We start from the raw sequence: 25,208 nt of genomic DNA on the forward strand, positions 1-25,208 counted from the left end.
AGCGCCCCGGACAAGGGGCGTTTTTTCTAACAGGCCGTACCCAGCATGACCACCCTCAAAAAACCTGACGTGCCGCGTGTCGGTTTCGTCAGCCTTGGCTGCCCGAAAGCGACAGTCGACTCCGAACACATCCTTACCCGGCTGCGCGCCGAGGGCTATCAGATTTCCGGTAGCTACGAAGACGCAGACGTGGTGGTGGTGAATACCTGCGGCTTCATCGATGCTGCCGTCGAGGAATCGCTCGATGCCATCGGCGAAGCGCTGGCCGAGAATGGCAAGGTAATCGTGACCGGCTGTCTCGGCGCCAAGGACGGGGTGGTCATGTCTGCTCATCCGCAGGTGCTCGCCGTTACCGGTCCGCATGCGACCGAAGAGGTGATGCAGGCAGTGCACAAGCACCTGCCCAAGCCGCACGATCCGTTCATCGATCTCGTGCCCGCGCAGGGCATTCGCCTGACGCCGCAGCATTACGCCTACCTGAAGATTTCCGAAGGCTGCAATCACCGCTGCACCTTCTGCATCATCCCGTCGATGCGCGGCGATCTCGTCAGTCGTCCCATTCACGAGATCATGCGCGAGGCCGAAACGCTGGCCGAGTCTGGCGTCAAGGAGATCCTGGTAATCTCGCAGGACACCTCGGCCTACGGCGTGGACGTCAAGTACCGCACGGGTTTCTGGAGCGGCAAGCCGCTCAAGACCAAGCTGTACGACCTGGCCAATGCACTCGGCGAGCTCGGCATCTGGATCCGGATGCACTACGTCTATCCGTATCCGAGCGTGGATGACCTCATCCCGCTGATGGCCGAGGGCAAGATTCTTCCCTATCTCGACGTGCCTTTTCAGCACGCCAGCCCGCGCATCCTGAAGGCAATGAAGCGTCCGGCAAATGCCGAGAATGTCCTCGAGCGGGTACAGAAGTGGCGCAGCATCTGCCCGGATCTGACCATCCGTTCGACCTTCATCACCGGCTTTCCGGGCGAGACCGAGGAAGATTTCGAGCAACTGCTGCAGTTCCTCGACCAGGCTCAGCTCGACCGCGTCGGTGCGTTCGCCTATTCGCCGGTTGAAGGCGCAACGGCAAACGAGCTGGCCGATCCCGTGCCCGACGAAGTGCGCGAGGAGCGTCGCGCACGCCTGATGGATTTCCAGGAGGACATCTCCACTCAGCGTCTTGAGGCCAAGATCGGTCGCGAAATGACCGTGCTGGTCGACGACGTCGATGAGGAAGGGGCGCTAGCCCGTTCGCCCGGCGATGCGCCGGAGATCGACGGCATGGTGGTGATTCCCGATGGCGACGATCTCGCACCGGGCGACTTTGTCCGCGTCCGGATTACCGACTGCGATGTGCACGACCTGTACGCAGAGCGTATCGAGGGCTGAGTTCATGCTTGGCCTCGAAGGCTTCGCGCACGTCTTCCATTCACGTCGGAGCTTGCTTGCATGACGGCGTTTCCGATGGTTTCGCACAGCGGCAGGCAGCCCGTCATTGGCTTGGCGCTGGGCAGTGGCGCGGCGCGGGGCTGGGCGCATCTCGGCGTCCTGCGTGCGCTGGAGGAGGAGGGGATCGTCCCTCAGGTGATCTGCGGCTGCTCGATCGGCGCATTCGTCGGGGCTGCCGCCGCTGCGGGAGAGCTCGGCAAACTCAGGCGCTGGGCCGATTCACTCAAGTGGAAGGATGTGATCGGCCTGCTCGATGTCAGCCTGCGCAGCGGCCTGATCAAGGGCGAGAAGCTGATCCAGTACTTCGAGCGCAATTTCACCGATCGGGACTTCACCGACTTGCCGGTTCGCTTCGCCTGCGTGGCAACCGAGCTGTCCTCCGGGCGTGAGATCTGGCTTCATTCCGGCAGTGTGTCCGAGGCGGTGCGTGCATCGATTGCGCTGCCGGGTCTGATGACACCGGTTGCTCGCGATGGCCGGCTGCTGGTCGATGGCGGTCTGGTGAATCCGGTGCCGGTGTCACTGTGCCGGGCGATGGGCGCGGATATCGTCATCGCGGTCGATCTCGGGTCGGACATGATCGGGCGGGCATGGCGGCACACATCCGCCGAACCCGCACCGGAAGAAGAGACCGAAGCGAGCTGGAGTGACCGTCTGCTGTCCCGGCTGGGGCTTGGGGGCACCGGGCTGGCGGGCAATGCTCATGGCGACGGTGGACCCGAGGAGAGCCTGCCTTCCCTGGTCTCCGTACTCAATGCCAGCATCAATATCATGCAGGTCCGAATTTCGCGCAGCCGTCTTGCCGGCGAGCCGGCCGATGTGCTCATCTCGCCCCGTGTCGGCCAGCTTGGCCTGATGGACTATCACCGTGCCGAGGAGGCGATTGCAGAGGGTGAGGCCGCCGTGGTGCGCGCGAAACCCTTGCTGCGATATGCGTTGGGGCGTGCAGACGACGCTGGCGCCTGAGGGAGCTCCTGATGGATGAATTTCTGAGTACGCTGGCCGCGATTGTCGGTCGTGACTACCTGCTTGTCGACGGCGCGGAAACGGCTCCGTATCTGAACGACTGGCGCGGCCGCTACCGTGGGGCTGCGCGCGCGGTTGTGCGTCCGGCCGACACTGCTCAGGTCGCCGCCGTGCTGGCAGCCTGCCATGCGGCTGCTGTGCCGGTCGTGCCGCAGGGCGGCAATACCGGTCTTTGCGGTGGCGCGACCCCACTGCCGGACGGGCGCTCGGTGCTGCTCAGCCTGTCGCGGCTCAATCGCGTTCGTGCGCTGGATCCGGACAACAATACCTTGTGCGTCGAGGCTGGCTGCAAGCTCTCTGCGGTGCAGGCGGCGGCGCACGAGGCCGGGCGCCTTTTCCCGCTTTCGCTTGCCTCCGAGGGAAGTTGCGAGATCGGCGGCAACCTCTCGACCAATGCAGGTGGGGTTCAGGTGCTGCGCTACGGCAACATGCGCGACCTCGTGCTCGGGCTCGAGGTGGTGCTGCCGGATGGCCAGGTGTGGGACGGCTTGCGTGGCTTGCGCAAAGACAACACGGGCTACGATCTGAAGCATCTGTTCGTGGGGGCGGAGGGCACGCTCGGGGTGATCACCGCTGCGACGCTCAAGCTCTTTCCGGCACCGCAGGCGCGCGCGACCGCCTGGGTTGCCGTGCCCGATCCTGCTGCGGCCGTTGCGCTGCTCGCGCATATGCGTGGCGGCTGCGGTGATCGCATCACCGCGTTCGAAATCGTCGGTCGTCCGGCGCTGGATCTCGTTCTTCAGCACATCGAGGGGGCGCGTGATCCGCTCCCCGGGTCGGCGCCATGGGCGGTGCTGGTGGAGCTCTCGGACACGCTGCCCGACGCCGCACTTGAAGACATGTTCGAGCGCGAACTCGGCGCCGCCATCGAAAAGGGCCTGGTGCTTGATGCGGCGGTCGCAGGCAGTCTGGCGCAGGCCGAGGCGTTGTGGGCCTTGCGCGAGAACATCTCCGAGGCGCAGCGCCTGGAAGGGGTCAGCATCAAGCATGACATTGCTGTGCCCGTCAGCCGTATCCCGGCGTTCCTGAGCGCTGCCGGGAGCCGCCTGAGGGCTGTCTGGCCCGATGTGCGCATCGTTGCGTTTGGTCATATCGGCGACGGCAATCTGCATTACAACCTGTCCAAGGCCGCGGCCGAAGAAAACGCCTCCTTCATCGCCAGAACGGAGGAGGCGAACCGGGTGGTTCATGATCTTGTGGCAGAACTTGGTGGCTCGATTTCGGCTGAGCACGGTCTCGGCCAGCTCAAGCGCGAGGAGATTCGCCGCTACAAGAGTGAGCTCGAGTTGCTGCTCATGCGCAAGATCAAATCGGCGCTGGATCCGGCTGGTTTGATGAACCCCGGCAAGCTTCTGTGAGTGCAGGGGAGGGACCGGCAAGGCGTGGTTTCAGGGTTTTTTGTGCAGGCCGGCAGATAATTGTCAGAAGGTGCTTTACAAGGCTGAAAGCGCTGCCTATAATGCGCGCTCTTTCGAAGGGGGTATAGCTCAGCTGGGAGAGCGCTTGCATGGCATGCAAGAGGTCAGCGGTTCGATCCCGCTTACCTCCACCATCGAAAAGTTGTATTGCGGTACTTAGGTCCCCATCGTCTAGAGGCCTAGGACACTACCCTTTCACGGTAGGTACCGGGGTTCGAATCCCCGTGGGGACGCCAGATTCGGCATGCTAGCCAAGGCGGGCATGCAATCCGGCAGAGATGTCGGGCAAGGTTTTGGAGTGGTAGTTCAGTTGGTTAGAATACCGGCCTGTCACGCCGGGGGTCGCGGGTTCGAGTCCCGTCCACTCCGCCAGCTACATAGCAAGACTTCGGTTTTGCAGGTTTCGAAAGTTTTACGAAACCATTGCGGTGAGCTTGATTCAGGAGTTATAATCGCCGGCTTGTTGTGGGGGTATAGCTCAGCTGGGAGAGCGCTTGCATGGCATGCAAGAGGTCAGCGGTTCGATCCCGCTTACCTCCACCAAAAGAATTTGTTTTACGGTACATAGGTCCCCATCGTCTAGAGGCCTAGGACACTACCCTTTCACGGTAGGTACCGGGGTTCGAATCCCCGTGGGGACGCCAGTAAAGGCGGATTGATCAGCGCGGTCAGTCAGCTTCGGCAGCAGTTGTTGCCGATACAGTCAAGCGCGGAGTGGTAGTTCAGTTGGTTAGAATACCGGCCTGTCACGCCGGGGGTCGCGGGTTCGAGTCCCGTCCACTCCGCCAACAAATCAAGCAGGAAGGGAAGCTACGGCTTCCCTTCCTGCTTTTTGCCGTTCACCTCATCTGCGCCGGGGCGAGTCTGTGCCGCCTGCCGGCGTCGCCTTTCGGTTTCCTGCAGATCTCGCCTGCGTGATCGGATGTCATGGCGCGCCTCCGCTTTGTCGCCACCGATTTGTCCTTTATGATGCGCTTCAGTTTGTCCAGGACAAAGCGAATTTGTGCCGGCTCAAGGTGTGATGGAGTGCCGATCTGCGGCATCGGTCTGCTTTCCATGTCGCTGAGTGCGCTGCGCTTCCGCGCATCCCGGCGAAGGGGGGGCTGGTCGGCGTTTCAATTGAGAGGTGTGTATCGCATGAAGGGAACATTGCATGTTGCTGTGGTGGGGGCGGGTATCGCAGGCCTGTCGTGCGCCGGGTTTCTGGCACAGGCCGGGCTGAGCCCCGTCGTGTTCGACAAGAGCCGCGGTCCGGGAGGGCGCATGAGTACCCGTCGAGGCGAGGGGTGGCAATGTGATCATGGTGCGCAGTACTTCACGGCCCGTGATCCTGATTTTCGCGCCGAGGTCGAGCGCTGGCTTCAGGCGGGTGTTGCGGCGCGGTGGGCGCCGCGCCTGCGGGTTCTGGGCGGCGACTTGGGGCATGATGCTGATTCGGGCCTGGCGCGATTTGTCGGTACGCCCAGGATGACTGCGCCAGCCCGGCTTCTTGCGGAACGACTTGAGCTTCAAGCCGGCACGACCATTCACCAGCTTGAACGCGGCGCAGAGGGCTGGCGTCTCCTGTCCGCCGAGCGGGGATGGGTGGATGGGTTCTACGATGCGGTCGTCCTGGCGCAGCCCGCGCCACAGGCTGCTTCGCTGCTGCGCCAGTCGTCCTTGCACAACGCCGCTGCGTCAGGCCTGGTGACGCTCGCCGAGGGCGTTGTGATGCGGGGCAGCTGGGCCTTGATGGTGCGCTTTGCGGACCCGGTTGCGCTTCCCTTTGATGCGGCCTTCGTCAACGCTGGTCCGCTGCGCTGGATTGCGCGCGATAGCAGCAAGCCGGGGCGCGACGGTGTCGAGTCCTGGTTGCTGCATGCGAATGCGCAATGGAGCGAGGCGCATATCGAGGATGATGCCGACGACGTTGCTGCAGCCATGCTGCAAGCCTTTCACGATCTGGGTGGCCCGCTGCCGCAGGCCTGGACGGCCCATCGCTGGCGCTATGCCGATAGCGAGCCCGCGGGCGACATGGTATGTGCGTGGGATGGTGACACGGGCGTCGGATTGTGCGGTGACTGGCTCAACGGTGGCAAGGTCGAGGGCGCCTGGCTGAGCGGAAGGGCGCTCGCGCAGCGGATTGTGGATGGTCTGCGCGTGGTCGGCTGACGTCGGCGGTCGGGATGCAGGCGGGCATCGAGCCGGAGATCGAATGACTGGCTGTGCTCACAGGGGTGCGTCGACATGATCACCGGGTCTGCTGTTGCCCCGTTCCGCGTTCGGGTCCGGGGCTGGCGCCACTCGTCAGCTTGCGTTACATTTACTCCATACGCAACGGTATGGAGTTGATGAGCCGGGGCGTGACCGCTAACAGGAGACAACAGGTATGAGCATCAGCAAGATTGGAGTCGTCGGCGCAGGCACGATGGGTAACGGAATCGTTCAGGCCTTCGCCGTCGCAGGCTACCCGGTGGTAATGACCGATATCGCCGACGCCGCCCTGCAGCGCGGACTGGGAACCGTTGCCGGCAGCCTGGATCGTCTGATCAAGAAAGAGAAAATGAGTACCGCCCAGAAAGAAGAGGCGATGGCCAAGATCTCGGTGTCGACCGACATGGGTGCCTTGTCCGACTGCGACCTCATCATCGAGGCGGCGACGGAGAATCTTGAACTCAAGCTCAAGATCTTCGCGCAACTCGACGCCGTCGCCAAGCCGGAGGCGCTGCTGGCCAGCAACACCTCCTCGATCTCGATCACCAAGCTCGCAGCCTCGACCAAGCGTGCTGACCGCATGATCGGCATGCACTTCTTCAATCCGGTGCCGATGATGGCGCTGGTCGAGCTGATCCGTGGCCTGCAGACCTCTGACGAGACCTATGCTGCGGTTGATGAGGTGGCGAAAGCGATCGGCAAGACGCCGGTGCAGGTGCGCAACAGCCCGGGGTTCGTGGTCAACCGGATGCTGTGCCCGATGATCAACGAGGCAGTTTTCGCGCTGGGCGAGGGCCTGGCCACGGCAGCGGAGATCGACGAAGCAATGAAGCTGGGGTGCAATCACCCGATCGGTCCGCTCGCACTGTGTGACATGATCGGTCTGGATGTCGAACTGGCCGTGATGCAGGTGCTGTTCGAAGGCTTCAAGGATCCGAAGTACCGTCCGGCACCCTTGCTGGTGGAGATGGTGGAAGCGGGCTATCTCGGCCGCAAGACGGGCAAGGGCTTCTTTGAGTACGGCAAGTAATCGCTACTCACAGACGAAAGAAAGCCACCTGCGAAGGTGGCTTTCTCATGTGGGGCGCCTGATTTCTCAGCGTCCCGAACGCATTGCGTCGAAGAACTCGGCGTTGCTCTTGGTGGCCTTGACCTTGTCCAGCAGGAACTCCATCGCGTCGATATCGTCCATGCCGTACAACAGCTTGCGCAGGATCCAGGCTTTCTGGAGGATGTCCGGCTTCATCAGCAGCTCTTCGCGGCGTGTGCCCGAGCGATTGACGTTGATGGCCGGATAGACGCGCTTCTCTGCCATGCGGCGGTCGAGGTGGAGCTCCATGTTGCCGGTGCCCTTGAATTCCTCGTAGATCACGTCGTCCATACGGCTGCCGGTGTCGATCAGCGCGGTGGCGATGATGGTCAGCGAACCGCCTTCCTCGATGTTCCGCGCGGCGCCAAAGAAGCGCTTGGGCTTCTGCAGCGCGTTGGCATCGACGCCGCCGGTCAGGACCTTGCCCGAAGCCGGTACGACCGTGTTGTATGCACGTGCCAGTCGCGTCAGGGAGTCGAGCAGGATGACGACATCCTTCTTGTGCTCGGTCAGGCGCTTGGCCTTCTCGATCACCATCTCGGCAACCTGAACGTGACGGGAGGCGGGTTCGTCGAAGGTGGAGGCTACAACCTCGCCCTTCACCGAGCGCTGCATTTCCGTCACTTCTTCCGGGCGTTCGTCGATCAGCAGCACGATCACCACGACGTCGGGGTGATTGGACGTGATTGCATGGGCGATATGCTGCAGCATCACCGTCTTGCCGCTCTTTGGCGGGGCGACGAGCAGACCACGCTGACCCTTGCCGATGGGCGCGATCATGTCGATGATGCGGCTGGTGACGTTTTCCTCGCCACGAATCTCGCGCTCAAGCTTCAGGCACTCCTGCGGATGCAGGGGCGTCAGGTTCTCGAACAGGATCTTGTGCTTGCACTCCTCGGGAGGGCGGCCGTTGATCTTGTCCAGCTTGACCAGTGCGAAATAGCGTTCGCCATCCTTGGGGGTGCGAATTTCACCCTCGATGGTGTCGCCGGTGCGCATGTTGAAACGCCGGATCTGCGACGGCGACACGTAAATGTCGTCGGTACCCGCGAGATAGGACGTATCGGGCGAGCGCAGGAAGCCAAACCCATCGGGGAGGACTTCGAGTGCGCCGTCGCCGCTGATCGGCTGGCCCTTGCGTGCGCGATTCTTCAGCAGCGCAAAGACGAGCTCCTGCTTGCGCAGGCGATTGGCGCCTTCGACATCATTTGCGACTGCCATCTCGAGCAATTCACTGACGTGCAGTGCCTTGAGCTCGGACAGGTGCAGGGCAGGGATGGCCGGATCGGTGGGCGTACCCGTCTCGCCAGACGATTCTGCGTCAAGCAGGTCGTCATCGGACGGAATGTTTTCGGGAGGATTACCGTCGCGGTGCCGGGGGCCCCGGCGGCGGGCGCGCGTCGCACCGCGAGAACGGGCCGGAGCGGTTTCCGGCTTAGATGTTGCTGTCAATGAAGGCTGTCAGTTGAGATTTTGAAAGGGCGCCGACTTTGGTCGCCTCGATGTTCCCGCCCTTGAAAAGCATCAGGGTGGGAATGCCACGAATGCCGTACTTTGCTGGCGTTTCCTGGTTTTCGTCGATGTTGAGCTTCGCGACCTTGAGCTTGCCGGCGTAGTCTTTGGCGACTTCGTCCAGGATCGGCGCGATCATCTTGCAGGGACCGCACCATTCAGCCCAGTAGTCGACGAGTACCGGCGTCTGGGACTGCAGCACTTCGGACTCGAAGTTGCTGTCGGTCACGTATTGAATATGCTCGCTCATGATTCCTCGCATCAGGGGGGAGATGTGTTGCGTAATACTTGATACTAGAGAGATGAAGGGTCGCTGGGGACCCGTTCGGCCAGGCACTGGGAAGGGTGCCCGGAAGAAGGTTTCCCGAAAGTTATGCGATGACGTCCGTCACGTCAAGGTGTTATCCGCCCAAAGCCCGGAAAAAGTGCATTGTCGTGGCGAAAAAGCAAAGCGCTGGACTATATTGTCGCCTGTGAGCACGAATGCCTATCCAGAGGCAGGTGTCGTTACCCGTGAGAGCAAAGCAATGACCTATGTTGTGACCGAAGCCTGTGTGCGCTGCAAATATACCGATTGCGTGGATGTCTGTCCCGTCGACTGTTTTCGCGAGGGGCCGAATTTTCTGGTCATCGATCCGGAGGAATGCATCGACTGTACGCTTTGTGTTGCCGAGTGTCCGGTCGAGGCCATTTTCGCGGAGGATGATGTGCCCGCCGGCCAGGAATCCTTCATCGCGCTCAATGCTGAACTGGCAAGCCAGTGGAAGCCGATTGTTGAGCGCAAGGACCCGCTTCCCGACGCTGACGAGTGGGCGAAGGTGAAGGACAAGCTCGGCGAGCTGAAGCGATGACCGTGCCCTGAAGGCCGGCCTCCGGCGCGGCTTTCAGGGAGTTCCCCAATGCACTAAGATGGCGCACAGCCTCAAACTGAACAAAATATCCGAGGAAAACTATCATGCTGGTAAGCGAGATTCTCGCGATCAAGGGGAAGGTGCTTTACACCATCTCGCCAAACAAGAGTCTGGCCGAAGCGGTGACGATCATGACCGAGCAGGACGTCGGTTCGCTGGTGGTCTTCTCCAAGGGTCAGATGGCCGGCATGCTGACTTTCCGCGAGGTGCTTCAGGCCGTTCAGAAAGGCGGAGCAGCCTGGGCCGACATGCTGATCGAGCAGGCCATGCTGGCCGTGCCCATGGTGGCTGCACCCAACATGGAGATGGACGAGCTGCGTCGCCTGATGGTTGATCACCATCAGCGCTACCTGCCGGTAATGGACGGCAGTACCTTGCTCGGTGTGGTGAGCTTCCATGATGTGGCCAAGGCGGTGCTCGAAGAACAGAGCTTCGAGAACCGCATGCTCAAGAACTATATTCGCAACTGGCCGGGCGAAGGCGCCGAGAGCTGATTTCGCGTTTGATCGTATTGGAGGCGACCTGCCGGAGTCGCGTCTGCGTCGAGTAAATGAAGCGCAACCCGCGTCAGACGGGGCGCTTCTGGTTGGAACGGGGCGGCTTGCTGCCTTGACGCCTCGGGAGGGCGGGCTTGTGCGACCCGTTGGTCGCGCCCAAGCTTTTTCCAGCGATACGAGGAGACAACGTGGAAAAGATCTGGCTCAAGAAATACCCGCCCGGTGTACCCGCCGAGGTGGATGTGAACGAATTCGCTTCGCTCGGCGATCTGTTCGAGCAGGGGGTTCGCAAGTTCGCAGACCGAACCGCCTTTGTCTGCATGGACAAGCGCATCACCTACAGGGAACTGGATCGCCTTTCTGCGAATTTCGGTGCGTACCTGCAGTCCGAACTCGGCTTGCCGCGCGGTACGCGTATCGCGCTCATGATGCCCAATCTGCTGCAGTACCCGGTGGCAATGTTCGGGGCGCTGCGGGCCGGTTACACGGTCGTCAACGTCAATCCGCTCTACACGGCGCGTGAGCTTGAGCATCAGTTGCGTGACGCCGGGGCGGAAGTGATCGTCATTCTCGAGAACTTTGCCCATACCCTGGAGCAGGTGCGAGATCGGCTGCCGCTCAAGCACGTGCTGGTGACCAGCATCGGTGCCATGCTAGGTTTTCCGAAAGGGCTGATCGTCAATTTCGTGATCAGGCGGGTCAGGAAGATGGTGCCGCCCTGGTCGTTGCGGGGGAGCATCGATTTCGGCGCGGCCGTGCGCAAGGGCGCGCATCATGCGCTCAAGCCGGTCGAGGTCGGTGCTGAAGACATCGCTTTCCTGCAATACACCGGCGGCACGACCGGGGTGGCCAAAGGCGCAGTGCTCACGCACGGCAACATCGTGGCCAACCTGCAGCAGGCACATGCCTGGATCAAACCCTTCCTGCATGAGGGCGAAGAGGTGATCATCACCGCGCTGCCGCTCTATCACATCTTCTCCCTCACCGCGAACTGCCTCACCTTCTTCAAGATCGGGGCGACCAACGTGCTGATCACGAATCCACGCGACATTCCGGGCTTCGTCAAGGAGTTGGCGAAGTACCGGTTTACCGCGATTACCGGGGTGAACACCCTGTTCAATGCCTTGCTGCACAACGCCGAGTTTGCCCGGCTGGATTTTTCCTCGCTGCGGATTTCGCTCGGAGGCGGGATGGCCGTGCAGCAGGCTGTTGCCGAGAAGTGGAAGGAAGTGACCGGTCTGCCGCTGATCGAGGCCTACGGGCTGACGGAGACTTCACCCGCAGTGACGATCAACCCGCTCGATCTGCCGGAGTTCAATCACGCGATCGGGTTGCCGATCTCGTCGACCGATGTGAGTATCCGCGACGACGACGGCACCGAGCAGGCGATCGGCCAGCGCGGCGAACTGTGCGTGCGCGGGCCGCAGGTGACGCGCGGTTACTGGAACCGGCCGGAAGATACGGCGCGTGCATTTACCGCCGACGGTTTCTTCCGCACCGGCGATGTTGCGGTGATGGACGAAGAGGGTTTCATTCGCATCGTCGATCGCAAGAAGGACATGATTCTGGTGTCCGGCTTCAACGTCTATCCCAACGAGGTGGAAGATGTCGTCGCCAGTCATCCGGGTGTGCTTGAGGTGGCCGCCATCGGCGTGCCGAGCGAGCACAGCGGCGAGGCGGTGAAGGTGTTCGTGGTGCGCAAGGATCCGGCGCTGACCAAGGCCGATCTGATCGCTCACTGCCGGCAGAACCTGACCGGGTACAAGGTGCCGCACATGATCGAGTTCAGGGACGAGCTGCCCAAGACCAATGTCGGCAAGATTCTCCGTCGTGTGCTGCGCGAGGGAGGCGACAAGGCTGACCAGGCTTAGCCCGGGGCAGATGCGCGGTCCGGAAAATGCTTGTTTTCGGGCCGCGTTTATGATTTCATTCGTGCCACAACTTGTCTGATCCGAACATGAACCGTCGTTTCCCGTCCCTCTCTGTATCCGTAGTACGCGTAGTAGTAGGCGTAGGGACGCGCGCGTCGTAGCGGATCAGGACAGGCAGTACCAAATCCAGAACCCCCGCCGGCGCGAAAGCCCGGCGGGGGTTTTCTTTTATGCCGCCGGTCAGAAACGCCGCAACATGACTTGAAGGAGATCAACATGAATCAAATGACCGGCGCCCAGCTGATATTGCGCCTGCTCGAACGCCAGGGTGTGCGCACTGCAGCGGGCATCCCCGGCGGCGCAATCCTGCCGCTTTATGACGCGCTGTCGGGCAGCGACGGCATTCACCATGTGCTTGCGCGTCACGAACAGGGCGCCGGGTTCATGGCTCAGGGCATGGCGCGGGTGTCGGGCAAGCCCGAGGTCTGCTTTGCCTCCAGCGGCCCGGGCGCGACCAACCTCGTGACCGCGATCGCCGACGCAATGCTCGACTCGATCCCGCTGGTGGCGATCACCGGCCAGGTGCCGCTGTCGATGATTGGTACCGATGCCTTTCAGGAGGTCGATATCTACGGCATGACGGTGCCGATCACCAAGCACAACTTCCTGGTCCGGTCGGCGGAGGAGTTGCTCGAGGTCATTCCCGAGGCCTTCCGGATTGCGATGTCGGGCCGTCCCGGTCCGGTGCTGGTGGATGTGCCCAAGGATGTGCAGTGCCAGCTCGTCACCTTCGACGAGTTCCCGCCCGTCGCGGTGCGTGACGCGGCGCCCCAGGCGCCGATCGAGCTCATCGAAGAAGCCGCGCGCATGATCAACGAAGCGGAACAGCCGGTGCTCTATCTTGGTGGTGGGGTGGTTCATTCCGGCGCTGCGCAACAGGCGGTGACCCTAGCCGAGCAGGCCGGGCTGCCGACGACGATGACACTGATGGCGCTCGGGGCGATGCCGATGGATCATCCGCTCTCGATCGGCATGCTGGGCATGCATGGCGCGCGCTACACCAACTTCGTGCTGGAAGAGGCAGATCTGCTGATCTGCGTCGGCGCGCGTTTCGACGATCGTGCAATCGGCAAGGCGGCGCAATTCTGCCCGCGGGCAAAGATCGTTCATATCGATGTCGACCCGTCCGAGCTGGACAAGATCAAGAACGCCCATGTCGCCATCAATGGTGATGTCGCCGAGGTGCTTGATGCGCTGATTCCGCGCGTGAAGGTGCAGTTGCGCAAGCGCTGGCTGTCGCATGTCGATAGTCTCAAGACGCGCTTTCCGATGCAGTTCGACGCGCTGGAGAATCCGCGCAGTCACTACGGGCTGATCAACGCCGTTGCCGCTGCGCTCGACGATGAGGCCATCATCACCACCGACGTGGGTCAGCACCAGATGTGGGTGGCTCAGGCCTATCCCTTCCGCCGTCCACGCCAATGGCTTACATCGGGGGGGCTCGGCACCATGGGCTTCGGCATGCCGGTAGCGCTCGGTGCGGCGCTGGCTGCGCCCGAGCGCACCGTGGTGTGCTTCAGCGGTGATGGCAGCATCATGATGAACATCCAGGAGCTGGCGACCCTTGCTGAGCAGGGGCTCAACGTCAAGATCGTGCTGATGAACAACAACGCGCTCGGTCTGGTGTACCAGCAGCAGAGCCTGTTCTATGGCAAGCGCACGTTTGCGTCGCGCTGTGCCGGGGCGCCGGACTTCATGAAGATCGCGGAGGGCTTCGGCATTCCTGCGGTCGATCTCGATCTCGCGGCCAACCCGCGCGCTTCGCTCGCACAGGCCTTGCAGACCCCGGGACCGTGCCTGATTCATGCCTCGATCGATCGCGAGGAGTTTGTTTACCCCATGGTGCCGCCGGGTGCGGCCAATACCGAGATGATCGGAGGTTGATGATGGAACAAGTTGCCGAACCGCTGCAGCAGTCGGGTTTTGCCAAGGTCGTGCTCGAGCTCGAAGTGAACAACCATGCAGGCGTGATGAGCCACATCTGCAATCTCTTCGCCCGGCGTGCTTTCAACATGGAGGGCATCATGTGCATGCCCATCCCCAACGGCAACCGGAGTCGCATCTGGTTGCTGGTGTTCGAGGATCAGCGCCTTGAGCAGATGATTCGCCAGCTGGAGAAGCTCGAGGACGTGCTGGCCGTAAATCGCCATGGCGCGGAGCACGAGGTATTCGTGCGCATGGAGGAGTTCTTCCTCTGAGTCTGGTGAGAGCGGGGTGGCTGGCGGCCTGTGCTAAACTCGCCGGCCTCCCCGCCAGAACGCTACGAGTCTCCCATGTCCGGCAATTCCATCGGCACGCTTTTCTGCGTCACGTCTTTCGGTGAATCCCACGGCCCGGCCATCGGCTGCATTGTCGACGGCTGCCCTCCCGGGCTCGCGATCAGCGCGGCCGAGATACAGCTGGAGCTCGATCGTCGCAAGCCGGGTACGTCCCGTCATGTGACGCAGCGCCGCGAGCCGGACGAGGTGGAGATTCTGTCCGGTGTATTCGAGGGTGTGACCACGGGTACGCCGATTGCGCTGCTGATCCGCAATCAGGATCAGCGCAGCAAGGACTACGGCAATATTGCCGACACCTTCCGTCCCGGCCATGCCGATTACCCCTACTGGCAGAAATACGGTATCCGCGATTACCGCGGCGGCGGTCGTTCATCCGCACGTGAAACCGCCGTGCGCGTGGCCGCCGGCGCAATCGCAAAGAAATGGCTGGACGAGAAGTTCGGCATCGTGATCCGGGGCTACATGGCCCAGCTCGGCCCGCTTTCGATTCCCTTCGAATCCTGGGACGAGGTCGATCGCAACCCCTTCTTTGCGCCCAATGCGTCCCTTGTGCCCGAACTCGAGCAGTACATGGACGAACTGCGCAAATCGGGCGACTCGGTCGGCGCCCGCATCAACGTGGTGGCCACTGGTGTGCCCGTGGGCTGGGGCGAGCCGGTGTTCGATCGTCTCGATGCCGAGATTGCCTACGCGATGATGAGCATCAATGCGGTGAAAGGCGTCGAGATCGGTGCCGGTTTCGACGCCGTGTCCCAGCTTGGCACGCAGCATGGTGACGAGATGACGCCCGAGGGCTTCCTCTCCAACAATGCGGGCGGTGTGCTTGGTGGCCTGTCCTCCGGGCAGGACATTCTGGTGAGCATGGCAATCAAGCCGACTTCCAGCATCCGGCTCGACCGCGCGTCGATCAATCGTCAAGGTGAGCCTGTCGTGGTCAATACCCACGGCAGACACGACCCCTGTGTCGGCATTCGCGCCACACCGATTGCCGAGTCCATGCTTGCGCTGGTGCTGATCGACCACGCATTGAGGCACCGGGCGCAGTGTGGTGATGTCGTCACCACCACGCCGCGCATTGCCGGACTGGCGCCGGCAGGGCATCAGGCGGTCCCCTCTCCCGTGCGGCGTTGAGGCGCGCGTCACGCGCTTTCCCGCGCAAGGCTTGCGGAGCCGGAGGTGGGCTGATTCGCGCCCGAATGTCTGTCGGCATCCGGGTGCGGTGTCCTGACGGGTGCCGCCGCCCCCTTGCCATGGGGCGCTGAGATGGGGACGACGCTGCCGTACTGGCGACTTTCGTTCTACTACTTCTTCTATTTCGCCTTCGTCGGCGCATTCTCGCCGTATTTCACGCTCTACCTTCAGTCGCTGCAATACCCTGCAACCGACATCGCCATCCTGATGTCGCTGATGCAGCTCATGCGTGTGCTGTCGCCAAACCTCTGGAGCTGGCTTTCCGAGCGCCTGGGCATGCGCCTGCCGATTGTCCGCCTGTCGGCTGCGATGAGCCTCGCGGGTTTCTCGATCTTCTTCATGACGCAGGCGTTCTCCGGCATTTTCGTCGGCATGGCGCTGATGGCCTTTTTCTGGAGCGCCGCGTTGCCGCTGGTCGAGAGCGTAACCTTCGTTCATCTCGGCGCGCAGGGGCATCGTTACGGCAGCATCCGCGTGTGGGGGAGTGTGGGCTTCATCGTGGCCGTACTCGGGCTCGGGCTTCTGCTCGATCATTTCGCAATCGATGTTGTCCTGTGGGTGACCGCGTCGATCCTGCTCGGCATTCTTGTGTGCGGGATCCTGGTGCCCGAGGCGAAGCCGAGCGTGAGTTCGCACGTGACCGCCAGCTTTGGTGCCACACTGCGTCGCCCGGAAGTGCTCGCGCTGTTCGGTGCCTGCTTTCTCATGTCCGCCGCACACGGCGCACTGTATGTCTTCTATTCGATCCTGCTGGTGGATCACGGTTATGACAAGGTTGTGGTCGGGTCGCTGTGGTCGCTCGGCGTGCTGGCTGAGATCGGGGTGTTCCTGGTCATGCCGCGCGTGATGCGCCGCTACTCGCTGCGCACCATCCTGCTGGTGGCGTTTGCCTGCGCCGTGCTGCGCTTTGCAACCATCGGCTGGGGTGTGGGCAGCATGCTGGTACTGATCCTTGCGCAACTGCTTCACGGCGCGACCTTCGGCGCCTACCATGCGGCGGCGATCGCGGCGGTGAACAAGTGGTTTCCCGGGCGTCTCCAGTCGAGCGGGCAGGCGCTCTACGGAAGTGTGTCCTTTGGTGCCGGCGGCATGCTGGGCGGCTTGATCAGCGGTTACACCTGGGACACTATCGGATCTGCGTGGACCTTCACGCTGGGGTCGGTTTTTGCGCTTGCGGGGTTTGTGTGGCTGGCGTTGAGCTGGCGGGAGCACGGCCCCGAGCGCACGATTTGAGAGGAGTGCTGAATGCTGATATTCAAGAAAAGCCTGTTTCCGGTGCTGATTGCCGCGCTGCTGAGCGTGGGATGCCAGACGGTGCAAACCACCGGCGGAGGCGCGGTCGGGGTGGACAGGGGGCAGATGATGATGATCCCGGCGAGCGATATCGAGCAGGCATCGTCGCAGCAATACCAGGAGATCATTTCCGAGGCGCGGAGCAAGAACCTGCTCAACCGTGACGCCCGACAGGTGCAGCGCGTGCGGCAGGTCGCCTCGCGGCTGATTCCCCAGACCGGCAATTTCCGTCGTGATGCGCCAGGCTGGAAGTGGGAGATCAACGTGCTCAAGTCCGATGAACTCAATGCATGGTGCATGGCCGGGGGCAAGATCGCCTTCTATTCGGGCTTGATCGACCGCCTCGGCCTGAGTGATGACGAGATCGCAGCGGTGATGGGGCATGAGATTGCACATGCGCTGCGCGAGCATGCGCGCGAGCGCGTGTCGAAGAGCATGGCGACCGGCCTCGGCATCTCGGTCGCTGGCGCCTTGCTCGGGGTTGGCGAAGTGGGGCAGGACCTGATGGGGTCGGTGGCGAAAGTGACTTTTGAATTGCCCAACTCGCGCCTGCACGAAACCGAGGCCGACCGCATTGGCGTGGAACTGGCTGCACGCGCGGGCTATGATCCGCGCGCGGCAGTGACGCTGTGGACCAAGATGGCTTCCCAGTCGTCGGGTGCGCCACCGCAATGGCTGTCCACCCACCCCTCGCACGACTCGCGGCAGAAGGATCTGGCCGAGTACGCTGCCCGGGTCATGCCGATCTACGAGCAGACACGGCGCAGATAGCGCCAAACGGAGCGCAGGGCGGGCGCTGCTACCCAGGCGCACGCCCCTGTGAAATAATCGAAACCTTTTCTTTCCGCGGAATACACTGGATGGAAGCCCAAACGCTGTACGAAAAACTCTGGTCGAGCCATGTCGTTCACCAGGAAGCCGACGGCACTGCGCTGATCTATATCGATCGCCACCTTGTACACGAGGTGACCAGCCCGCAGGCCTTCGAAGGTCTCAAGCTCGCGGGACGCAAACCCTGGCGGATCTCGTCCATCGTTGCGACTGCCGACCACAATACGCCGACCGATCACTGGGATCAGGGGATTCTCGACCCGGTCTCGCGTCAGCAGGTCGAAACCCTCGACAGCAATATCCGCGAAGTCGGTGCGCTGGCCTACTTCCCGTTTCGCGATGCCAAGCAGGGCATCGTGCATGTGATCGGACCCGAGAACGGTGCAACCCTGCCGGGCATGACGGTGGTGTGTGGCGACTCGCACACTTCGACCCACGGTGCGTTTGCCTGTCTGGCGCACGGTATCGGTACGTCCGAGGTCGAGCATGTGATGGCGACGCAGTGCCTGCTGCAGAAGAAGTCGAAGACGCTGCTGGTCAAGGTCGATGGCGAACTCGGGCGTGGCGTGTCGGCCAAGGATGTCGTGCTCGCGATCATCGGTCGCATCGGCACCGCGGGCGGCAACGGCTATGCCATCGAGTTCGGCGGCAGCGCTATCCGGTCGCTGTCCATGGAAGGGCGGATGACGGTGTGCAACATGGCGATCGAGGCGGGTGCCCGCGCCGGCCTGGTTGCCGTCGACGAAACCACTATTGCCTACCTCAAGGACAGGCCGTTCGCACCGAAGGGTGAGCAGTGGGACGCGGCGGTTGCCTACTGGCGCACGCTGACGTCGGATGCCGGCGCGAAGTTCGACAAGGTCGTCGAACTCAACGCGGCCGACATCCTGCCGCAGGTCACCTGGGGTACGTCGCCCGAGATGGTCACCACGATCGCCGGTCGGGTGCCCGACCCCGCAGGCATCAACGACCCGGTGCGCCGCGAAGGCATCGAGCGCGCGCTCAAGTACATGGGGCTGACGGCCAATACACCGATCAACGAGATCGCCGTAGATCAGGTCTTCATCGGTTCGTGCACCAATTCGCGCATCGAAGACCTGCGTGAGGCGGCTGCGGTCGCCAAGGGGCGGACCAAGGCGGCCAATGTGCGCCGCGTGCTGGTGGTGCCGGGGTCCGGGCTGGTCAAGCGCCAGGCCGAGGCCGAAGGGCTGGACAAGGTGTTCATCGAGGCAGGATTCGAATGGCGCGAGCCGGGCTGTTCGATGTGTCTGGCGATGAACGCCGACCGCCTGGAGCCGGGCGAGCGCTGTGCCTCGACCTCCAACCGCAATTTCGAAGGCCGGCAGGGCGCCGGTGGGCGTACCCATCTGGTGAGCCCCGCCATGGCCGCAGCCGCTGCGGTGGCCGGGCATTTTGCCGATGTGCGCGAGTTGCAATAAAAGGATCAGCAGAAGATGAAACCGTTTACCGTTCTCGATGCGCTGGTGGCGCCGCTCGATCGTGCCAACGTCGATACCGATGCGATCATTCCCAAGCAGTTCCTGAAGTCGATCAAGCGCAGCGGCTTCGGCCCCAACCTGTTTGACGAGTGGCGCTATCTGGATGTCGGTCAGCCCGGGCAGGACAACAGCAAGCGTCCGCTGAACACCGATTTCGTGCTCAATCAGCCGCGTTATCAGGGGGCGCAGGTGCTGCTCACCCGCGACAACTTCGGCTGTGGCAGCTCGCGCGAGCACGCGCCGTGGGCGCTGGAGGACTACGGCTTTCGTGCAATTATCGGCACCAGCTTTGCCGATATCTTCTTCAACAACTGTTTCAAGAACGGCGTCTTGCCGATCGTGCTTTTTGCAGAGGAGGTTGATGAGCTGTTCAGCCAGTGCGAAGCGACCGAGGGCTATCAGCTCAAGGTGGATCTGGCTGCCCAGACGGTCACCCGTCCCGATGGCAAGGTGATTGCATTCGACGTCGATGCCTTCCGCAAGGAATGCATGCTCAATGGCTGGGACGACATCGGCCTGACGCTGCGTCATGCCGACAAGATCCGTGCATTTGAAGACGCGCGTCGCGCCAAGCACCCCTATTATTTCGCCTGAGCCCTTGCGGCCCGGGTTTGCGTGGAGAAACCGGATGAAGATTTGTGTGCTGCCGGGTGACGGCATTGGTCCCGAGATCATGGCGGAAGCCGTGCGTGTTCTCAAGGCGCTCGACCTCAAGTTTGAACTGGAAGAAGGGCTGCTTGGCGGTTGTGCAGTCGATGCTACCGGCACGCCATACCCCGAGGCGACCCAGAAGCTCGCCCGTGAAGCGGATGCGGTGCTGCTGGGGGCTGTGGGTGGGCCGAAATGGGACAACCTCCCGCGCGAGCAGCGCCCCGAGCGCGGCCTGCTGGGCATCCGCAAGGATCTCAACCTGTTTGCCAACCTGCGTCCGGCGATCCTGTATCCGGAGCTTGCCAACGCCTCTTCGCTGAAGCCTGAAGTCGTGGCCGGGCTGGACATCCTCATCGTGCGCGAACTCACCGGCGATATCTACTTCGGTCAGCCGCGCGGTATCGAGGTGCGCGAGGTCAATGGCGAACAGCAGCGGGTGGGCTGGAACACCATGATCTACGCCGAGTATGAGATCCGCCGCATTCTGAAGGTGGCCTTCGAGGCCGCGCAGAAGCGTGGAAAGCGTCTGTGCTCGGTCGACAAGATGAATGTGCTTGAGTGCACTCAGCTTTGGCGCGATATCGCCGAAGAAGTGGCCAAGGACTATCCGGACGTGGAGCTGTCGCACATGCTGGTCGACAATGCAGCGATGCAGCTCGTGCGGGCGCCCAAGCAGTTTGACGTGATGGTGACCGGCAACATGTTCGGCGACATCCTCTCGGACGAAGCTTCGATGCTCACCGGCTCGATCGGCATGCTGCCCTCGGCTTCGCTGGATGCGAACAACAAGGGCTTGTACGAACCCTCTCACGGTTCGGCGCCGGACATCGCAGGCAAGGGCGTGGCCAATCCGCTGGCGACGATCCTGTCGGCTGCAATGATGCTGCGCTATACCTTCGGTCTTGAAGCGCAGGCTCAGCGTATCGAGGCAGCCGTCAAGCAAGTGCTTGCGCAGGGTTTCCGTACCGGCGATATTTTCGAGCCGGGCACGAAGAAGGTCGGCACCAGGGAGATGGGTGACGCGGTTCTCGCGGCGCTTTAAGGTTTTTCGATTCGAGGTGATGTGATGAAGCGAGTAGGTCTGGTTGGCTGGCGTGGCATGGTCGGTTCCGTGCTGATGCAGCGCATGGTGGACGAGGGCGATTTCGCCCATATCGAACCCGTGTATTTTTCCACCTCTGCGGCCGGGGGCAAGGCACCCGTTTTCGGCGGCAAGGAAGCGGCGCTGCCGCTGCAGGACGCGATGAGCGTCGATGCGCTCAAGGCCTGCGACATCATCATTACCTGCCAGGGCGGGGATTACACCAAGGAGGTGTTCCCGAAACTGCGTGCGTCCGGCTGGAGCGGCCACTGGATCGATGCTGCCAGCGCGCTGCGCATGGCCGACGATGCCGTGATCATCCTCGATCCGGTGAACATGCATGTGATCAAGGACGCCCTTGCCAAGGGTGGCCGCAACTGGATTGGCGGCAACTGCACGGTGTCGCTGATGCTCATGGGTCTCGGCGGCCTGTTCCGCAACGATCTGGTCGAGTGGGTGTCCGCGATGACCTACCAGGCCGCATCCGGCGCGGGTGCGCAGAACATGCGTGAGCTGATCGCGCAGATGGGCACCATCCACGCATCGGTGGCAGACCTGCTCGCCGACCCGGGTTCGGCAATCCTCGATATCGACCGCAAGGTTGCGGAGACGATTCGCTCCGATGCCTTCCCGAAGAAGAACTTCCGCAACACGCCGCTGGCAGGCAGCCTGATTCCGTGGATCGATGTGCCGGTCGAGCACGGGCAGTCGAAAGAGGAGTGGAAGGGCGGTGCCGAGTGCAACAAGATTCTTGGCAACCCCGCATTCCGCACCGCTGGCAGCATCCCTATCGACGGCCTGTGCGTGCGGATCGGTGCAATGCGTTGTCACTCGCAGGCGCTGACCATCAAGCTGAAGAAGGATGTGCCACTCGACGAGATCAGCGAGATCATCGCCGGGGCCAACGAGTGGGTGAAGGTTGTGCCGAACGAGCGTGAGCTCTCCGAGCGCGATCTGACGCCGGCGGCGGTGACCGGTACCTTGGCTGTTCCGGTCGGGCGCCTGCACAAGATGGCAATGGGGCCGGAGTATCTTGGCGCGTTTACGGTCGGTGATCAGCTCCTCTGGGGTGCCGCCGAGCCGCTGCGTCGCATGCTTCGCATTCTGCTTGAAGACTGAGGATGAACTGTGGCGGTCCGGATTGCCTGCATGAGGTCGAGCCGGGCCGCCCGTTCGGGGGGAAAGTTGCTTTCCCCTTTAGACATAATCAGTTGGTGCAGGTCCTTAATAAAAATGCTAGATTGCTAGCCCAAGTCCATGATGTATTGCCCTTTGCCGGCTTGGTGAAGGGGAGCGTGGTTTGAGGATAACTATGAAAACGTCGATTAAGGCATCCCTGATCGCAGCTGCGATCGCCTCGTTTCCACTCGGTGGCTTTGCTGCCGGGCTTGGTCAGATCAATGTTTTCAGTGGCTTGGGTCAGCCCTTGCGGGCCGAAATCCAGATCAGCGCGACGCCTCAGGAGTTGAGTTCGGTCACCGCAAAGGTGGCTTCGCCCGATGCCTTCAGACAGGCCGGCATTCCCTACCCGGGATTTTTGTCCGGGATCCGGGCATCGGTTGAGCGCAGCGGTCAGCGCCAGGTGGTCAAGCTCAGCAGTGACCGCCCGATCAACGAACCCTTTGTCGGGTTGCTGATTGAACTCGACTGGGCCTCGGGGCGCCTGTCGCGCGAATACACTTTCCTTCTTGATCCCGTCGATATTGCCGCGCCCAAGCCTGTGGCTGCGCGCATTGCCGCACCGGCCCCAGCGGCCGCTCCGCGCCAGGCGCCGATGGCTGCCCCGCCCGCGCCCCGGCCCGCCGCGGTGGACCGCTATACCGTCCAGCGTGGCGACACCCTGCGCCGCATCGCAGAGGCCAATCGCCCCGACGGCGCCAATCTCGACCAGATGCTGCTGGCCCTGTTCCGTGCCAATCCCTCGGCGTTTGACGGTGACAACATCAACCGTCTGCGCGCAGGCGCCATCATGACGATGCCGTCCGCCGACGCGGTTCTGGCAACCAGTCCTGCCGAGGCTCGCCGTGAGGTCGTGGCCCAGGCGGCTGACTTCGAGGCCTATCGCCAGCGCCTTGCGGGGACTGCGGTGGTGCGTGAGGCGGCTCCGGCGCCGGCCGAGCAGGCAAGTGCTGGCCGCATCGTACCCAAGGTCGAGGACGCGCGCGCGCCCGCTGTTGCAGGTGACGAGCTGCAGATCTCGAAAACCCAGGACGGCGAAGCCGGGATGGACAAGGCAGCGGTTGCCCGCCTGCATGCGCTCGAAGAAGAACTTGTCGCCCGTGAAAAGGGCCTCGAAGAGGCGAACGCACGCCTTGCTCAGCTTGAGCAGAGCATCCGCGACCTGCAGAAATTGCTTGAACTGAAGAGCGGTACGCTGGCGCAGCTGCAGCCCGACGCTGCAACACCCGGTGCTGCAACGGCAGGTGCTGCTGCAGTTGCCGGCGCTGCTGCGACCGCAGCGCCTGAGGCGGCTGCGGAGCCTGCCGCACCCGCAGTGACGCCGCCCGCAGAAGCGACGCCGGCAGCGCCGGCGGTGGAAGCAGCCGCGGTCGAGCCGCCCGCCGAGCCGGTTTCCCCTCCGCAAGCAGAGCCTGCGCCCGCGCCCGCTCCCGTGCCGCCAGCACCGGTGGCAGCAGCCCCTGAGGCCGAACCTGAACCCGACTTCATGCAGTCGCTGCTTGCCGATCCCGCCATGCTCGCGGCCGGTGGTGGCGTAATTGCGCTCCTGCTCGGTTTTGCCGCCTACCGTTCCCGCCAGCGCAAGCAGGCGATGGAGGCGCTGGACAGCTCGGCGCTGATGAGTGAGTTCCCGCCTGACAGCAGCGCCGTATTCGGTGCGACGGGCGGTCAGAGTGTCGATACCGGCAACAGCAGCATCCTGCAGACCGATTTCAGCCAGTCCGGTCTGTCGTCGATCGATGCGGATGAAGGTGTTGATCCGGTGGCTGAAGCCGATGTGTACATGGCCTATGGCCGTGACGCACAGGCTGAGGAAATTCTTGAGGATGCGCTCAAGGCTGATCCGAACCGCACGGCGATCTATCTCAAACTGCTTGAGGTGTTCGCACAGCGTCAGAGTCCGAAGCAGTTTGAAACCACGGCAAGCGAGCTTTATTCGCGCACTGGTGGCCAGGGGTCGGACTGGGAGAAGGCTGCGCAGATGGGGCGCAAGCTGGACCCCGATAACCCGCTATACAGTGCAGGCCCGGCAGAAGGCGAGCGTACCGTGCCGCCCGCCACCGAGCTGCCTGCAGCGTCCATTCCCGTTTCTGCCGCAGCTGCAGTGACTGCTGCCGCTGCAACGGCGACGGCTGCAGGTGCCGACAGCGCGGCGAAGCTTCCGGAAGTGGAAGCCGACACCAAAGATGCGGCTGACGAGCTCGGTCAGACCCTGTCCAGTCTCGACTTCACGACTTCGGTTCCGGTCGAGCCGAGTCCTTCGCAGCTCAAGGCTACCTGGACCATGCCGGGTGACCTCGGGCAGATCGCCAGTGGCGATGCCGAAGCGCCTGAGCAGACGTCCGATGCCGGGGCTGAGCAGGAGGAGCCGCTGTCGATCGATGTCGATGCGATCGATTTCGATCTTGGCGGTGATGTGGATGAGCCTGTCGCAGAGGCGGACGACACGTCCCTGCCCAAGATCGATGCGCTCTCTGATAGCGCACCGGACACCGACGCTGCTCCGGATTCGGAGATGGATCTGGAGCTGGATGGCGACGAGTTCACCCTCGAGGTCGGTGGCGGTGAGCCCGCAGAGGAGGCGCCGGCGCCCGCATCGAATACGGCAACGGTTGTGGGCGATGACGTTGCGCTCTCTGCAGCCGACGAGCCCGCACTCGAATTCGATCTGCCTGAGCTGGGCAAGTCGGCTGATGACAAGCAGGCCGCATTCGACATGAGCGCGACTGTGGTCCAGTCCGACGATGTCGATCCGGACGCCGACGATACCGTGATGGATCTTGAGAAGACCAGCTTCGATGCGGATCTGCTGGATTTCGATTTCGATCTCGAGACGCCGGTTGGTGGTGATGCTGTGTCGGCAGAGCCTGCAGGCATGGATCTGACCAGCATCGATCTGGACCTCGAGCCGTCGGAAGATGAACGGGCTGCACCCGAGACGGCTGCCGAATCCGAGGCGGTCCCCGAGGCGGTGAAGGAGGGTGAGGTCCCGCCGTCGGCAGCGCCCGCCGAGCCCGAGGGCGAGATCAATCACGAGGTTGAGACCAAGCTCGAACTCGCCCGCGCATACGACGAGATGGGTGACAAGGAAGGCGCGCTTGAGTTGCTCAACGAGGTACTCGCTGAGGGCGGCCCTGCGCAGCAGGCAGCAGCGCGGACCCTGATCGAAAAACTGGGGTGATTCCC

At 62.6% G+C, this 25,208-nt stretch carries 20 protein-coding genes and 6 tRNA genes; 24 read left to right on the forward strand and 2 right to left on the reverse strand.

What is annotated here, in order from left to right; translation table 11 throughout:
* Positions 1–45: 45 nt before the first annotated feature.
* From rimO to CEW83_RS00345, 11 genes are all read left to right on the forward strand, one after another.
* Entirely contained in the window at positions 46–1,380 is a 1,335-nt protein-coding gene (rimO, locus tag CEW83_RS00290) for a 30S ribosomal protein S12 methylthiotransferase RimO (protein WP_108947562.1), read from the forward strand.
* 60 nt (positions 1,381–1,440) lie between these two features.
* Positions 1,441–2,406, forward strand: a complete 966-nt coding sequence (gene rssA / locus CEW83_RS00295) for a patatin-like phospholipase RssA (RefSeq protein WP_108947563.1) — start codon at positions 1,441–1,443, stop codon at positions 2,404–2,406.
* A gap of 11 nt (positions 2,407–2,417) precedes the next feature.
* On the forward strand, positions 2,418–3,824 hold the full coding sequence (locus tag CEW83_RS00300; protein WP_199915176.1) for an FAD-binding oxidoreductase: 1,407 nt from the start codon (positions 2,418–2,420) through the stop codon (positions 3,822–3,824).
* 118 nt (positions 3,825–3,942) lie between these two features.
* Positions 3,943–4,018 (forward strand) — tRNA-Ala (locus CEW83_RS00305).
* Between the two features lie 26 nt (positions 4,019–4,044).
* Positions 4,045–4,120 (forward strand) — tRNA-Glu (locus CEW83_RS00310).
* A 59-nt stretch (positions 4,121–4,179) separates the two neighbouring features.
* A tRNA-Asp gene (locus CEW83_RS00315) sits at positions 4,180–4,256 on the forward strand.
* Between the two features lie 95 nt (positions 4,257–4,351).
* A tRNA-Ala gene (locus tag CEW83_RS00320) sits at positions 4,352–4,427 on the forward strand.
* Positions 4,428–4,452: 25 nt separating this feature from the next.
* Positions 4,453–4,528 (forward strand) — tRNA-Glu (locus CEW83_RS00325).
* Between the two features lie 67 nt (positions 4,529–4,595).
* Positions 4,596–4,672 (forward strand) — tRNA-Asp (locus CEW83_RS00330).
* Positions 4,673–5,021: 349 nt separating this feature from the next.
* Positions 5,022–6,035, forward strand: coding sequence for an NAD(P)/FAD-dependent oxidoreductase (locus CEW83_RS00340; protein ID WP_108947566.1), 1,014 nt, complete (start codon positions 5,022–5,024; stop codon positions 6,033–6,035).
* A 217-nt stretch (positions 6,036–6,252) separates the two neighbouring features.
* On the forward strand, positions 6,253–7,107 hold the full coding sequence (locus tag CEW83_RS00345; protein ID WP_108947567.1) for a 3-hydroxybutyryl-CoA dehydrogenase: 855 nt from the start codon (positions 6,253–6,255) through the stop codon (positions 7,105–7,107).
* A gap of 66 nt (positions 7,108–7,173) precedes the next feature.
* Here the strand turns inward: CEW83_RS00345 and rho are convergent, their stop codons facing one another.
* Both rho and trxA read right to left on the reverse strand, forming a co-directional pair.
* A complete protein-coding gene (gene rho, locus CEW83_RS00350) occupies positions 7,174–8,436 on the reverse strand; it encodes a transcription termination factor Rho (protein WP_108951098.1) in 1,263 nt (420 codons plus the stop codon).
* Between the two features lie 166 nt (positions 8,437–8,602).
* Complete coding sequence (gene trxA / locus CEW83_RS00355; protein ID WP_108947568.1) at positions 8,603–8,929, reverse strand: thioredoxin TrxA; 327 nt, start codon at positions 8,927–8,929, stop codon at positions 8,603–8,605.
* Between the two features lie 277 nt (positions 8,930–9,206).
* On the opposite strand from trxA, the gene fdxA reads away from it, so the two are divergent.
* The 13 genes from fdxA (at position 9,207) to CEW83_RS00420 (ending at position 25,203) form a co-directional block, all read left to right on the forward strand.
* The gene (fdxA, locus tag CEW83_RS00360; protein ID WP_108947569.1) at positions 9,207–9,530 is read left to right on the forward strand and encodes a ferredoxin FdxA; all 324 of its coding nucleotides are present in this window, start codon (positions 9,207–9,209) and stop codon (positions 9,528–9,530) included.
* A gap of 104 nt (positions 9,531–9,634) precedes the next feature.
* Positions 9,635–10,084 (forward strand): CBS domain-containing protein, encoded by a 450-nt coding sequence (locus tag CEW83_RS00365; RefSeq protein ID WP_108947570.1) that lies wholly within the window; start codon positions 9,635–9,637, stop codon positions 10,082–10,084.
* 191 nt (positions 10,085–10,275) lie between these two features.
* On the forward strand, positions 10,276–11,958 hold the full coding sequence (locus tag CEW83_RS00370; RefSeq protein ID WP_108947571.1) for a long-chain-fatty-acid--CoA ligase: 1,683 nt from the start codon (positions 10,276–10,278) through the stop codon (positions 11,956–11,958).
* A gap of 276 nt (positions 11,959–12,234) precedes the next feature.
* Positions 12,235–13,902 carry an acetolactate synthase large subunit gene (gene ilvB, locus CEW83_RS00375; RefSeq protein WP_108951099.1) on the forward strand — a complete coding sequence of 556 codons (1,668 nt, stop codon included), beginning with the start codon at positions 12,235–12,237 and terminating at the stop codon, positions 13,900–13,902.
* A complete protein-coding gene (gene ilvN / locus CEW83_RS00380) occupies positions 13,902–14,216 on the forward strand; it encodes an acetolactate synthase small subunit (protein WP_199915177.1) in 315 nt (104 codons plus the stop codon). The genes ilvB and ilvN overlap by 1 nt, the downstream gene beginning before the upstream one ends.
* A gap of 75 nt (positions 14,217–14,291) precedes the next feature.
* The gene (gene aroC, locus CEW83_RS00385; RefSeq protein ID WP_108947573.1) at positions 14,292–15,428 is read left to right on the forward strand and encodes a chorismate synthase; all 1,137 of its coding nucleotides are present in this window, start codon (positions 14,292–14,294) and stop codon (positions 15,426–15,428) included.
* Between the two features lie 132 nt (positions 15,429–15,560).
* Entirely contained in the window at positions 15,561–16,721 is a 1,161-nt protein-coding gene (locus tag CEW83_RS00390) for an MFS transporter (RefSeq protein ID WP_108947574.1), read from the forward strand.
* A 12-nt stretch (positions 16,722–16,733) separates the two neighbouring features.
* Complete coding sequence (locus CEW83_RS00395) at positions 16,734–17,552, forward strand: M48 family metallopeptidase (RefSeq protein WP_108947575.1); 819 nt, start codon at positions 16,734–16,736, stop codon at positions 17,550–17,552.
* Positions 17,553–17,641: 89 nt separating this feature from the next.
* Positions 17,642–19,051 carry a 3-isopropylmalate dehydratase large subunit gene (gene leuC / locus CEW83_RS00400; RefSeq protein WP_108947576.1) on the forward strand — a complete coding sequence of 470 codons (1,410 nt, stop codon included), beginning with the start codon at positions 17,642–17,644 and terminating at the stop codon, positions 19,049–19,051.
* A 15-nt stretch (positions 19,052–19,066) separates the two neighbouring features.
* On the forward strand, positions 19,067–19,705 hold the full coding sequence (leuD, locus tag CEW83_RS00405; RefSeq protein ID WP_108947577.1) for a 3-isopropylmalate dehydratase small subunit: 639 nt from the start codon (positions 19,067–19,069) through the stop codon (positions 19,703–19,705).
* 34 nt (positions 19,706–19,739) lie between these two features.
* Positions 19,740–20,804, forward strand: a complete 1,065-nt coding sequence (gene leuB / locus CEW83_RS00410) for a 3-isopropylmalate dehydrogenase (RefSeq protein ID WP_108947578.1) — start codon at positions 19,740–19,742, stop codon at positions 20,802–20,804.
* A gap of 24 nt (positions 20,805–20,828) precedes the next feature.
* On the forward strand, positions 20,829–21,962 hold the full coding sequence (gene asd, locus CEW83_RS00415; protein ID WP_108947579.1) for an aspartate-semialdehyde dehydrogenase: 1,134 nt from the start codon (positions 20,829–20,831) through the stop codon (positions 21,960–21,962).
* A gap of 193 nt (positions 21,963–22,155) precedes the next feature.
* On the forward strand, positions 22,156–25,203 hold the full coding sequence (locus CEW83_RS00420) for a FimV/HubP family polar landmark protein (protein ID WP_108947580.1): 3,048 nt from the start codon (positions 22,156–22,158) through the stop codon (positions 25,201–25,203).
* Positions 25,204–25,208: the final 5 nt, after the last annotated feature.

It is taken from the genome of Parazoarcus communis, assembly GCF_003111645.1.
GTDB lineage: Bacteria > Pseudomonadota > Gammaproteobacteria > Burkholderiales > Rhodocyclaceae > Parazoarcus > Parazoarcus communis_A.

Coding starts and splice junctions, on each gene's coding strand:
- asd (WP_108947579.1), top strand. CDS start 20,829: ATGAAGCGAGTAGGTCTGGTTGGCTGGCGTGGCATGGTCGGTTCCGTG.
- CEW83_RS00340 (WP_108947566.1), top strand. CDS start 5,022: ATGAAGGGAACATTGCATGTTGCTGTGGTGGGGGCGGGTATCGCAGGC.
- CEW83_RS00390 (WP_108947574.1), top strand. CDS start 15,561: ATGGGGACGACGCTGCCGTACTGGCGACTTTCGTTCTACTACTTCTTC.
- leuC (WP_108947576.1), top strand. CDS start 17,642: ATGGAAGCCCAAACGCTGTACGAAAAACTCTGGTCGAGCCATGTCGTT.
- aroC (WP_108947573.1), top strand. CDS start 14,292: ATGTCCGGCAATTCCATCGGCACGCTTTTCTGCGTCACGTCTTTCGGT.
- CEW83_RS00420 (WP_108947580.1), top strand. CDS start 22,156: ATGAAAACGTCGATTAAGGCATCCCTGATCGCAGCTGCGATCGCCTCG.
- CEW83_RS00345 (WP_108947567.1), top strand. CDS start 6,253: ATGAGCATCAGCAAGATTGGAGTCGTCGGCGCAGGCACGATGGGTAAC.
- rimO (WP_108947562.1), top strand. CDS start 46: ATGACCACCCTCAAAAAACCTGACGTGCCGCGTGTCGGTTTCGTCAGC.
- CEW83_RS00395 (WP_108947575.1), top strand. CDS start 16,734: ATGCTGATATTCAAGAAAAGCCTGTTTCCGGTGCTGATTGCCGCGCTG.
- fdxA (WP_108947569.1), top strand. CDS start 9,207: ATGACCTATGTTGTGACCGAAGCCTGTGTGCGCTGCAAATATACCGAT.
- ilvB (WP_108951099.1), top strand. CDS start 12,235: ATGAATCAAATGACCGGCGCCCAGCTGATATTGCGCCTGCTCGAACGC.
- trxA (WP_108947568.1), bottom strand. CDS start 8,929: ATGAGCGAGCATATTCAATACGTGACCGACAGCAACTTCGAGTCCGAA.
- leuD (WP_108947577.1), top strand. CDS start 19,067: ATGAAACCGTTTACCGTTCTCGATGCGCTGGTGGCGCCGCTCGATCGT.
- CEW83_RS00300 (WP_199915176.1), top strand. CDS start 2,418: ATGGATGAATTTCTGAGTACGCTGGCCGCGATTGTCGGTCGTGACTAC.
- CEW83_RS00365 (WP_108947570.1), top strand. CDS start 9,635: ATGCTGGTAAGCGAGATTCTCGCGATCAAGGGGAAGGTGCTTTACACC.
- ilvN (WP_199915177.1), top strand. CDS start 13,902: ATGATGGAACAAGTTGCCGAACCGCTGCAGCAGTCGGGTTTTGCCAAG.
- rssA (WP_108947563.1), top strand. CDS start 1,441: ATGACGGCGTTTCCGATGGTTTCGCACAGCGGCAGGCAGCCCGTCATT.
- leuB (WP_108947578.1), top strand. CDS start 19,740: ATGAAGATTTGTGTGCTGCCGGGTGACGGCATTGGTCCCGAGATCATG.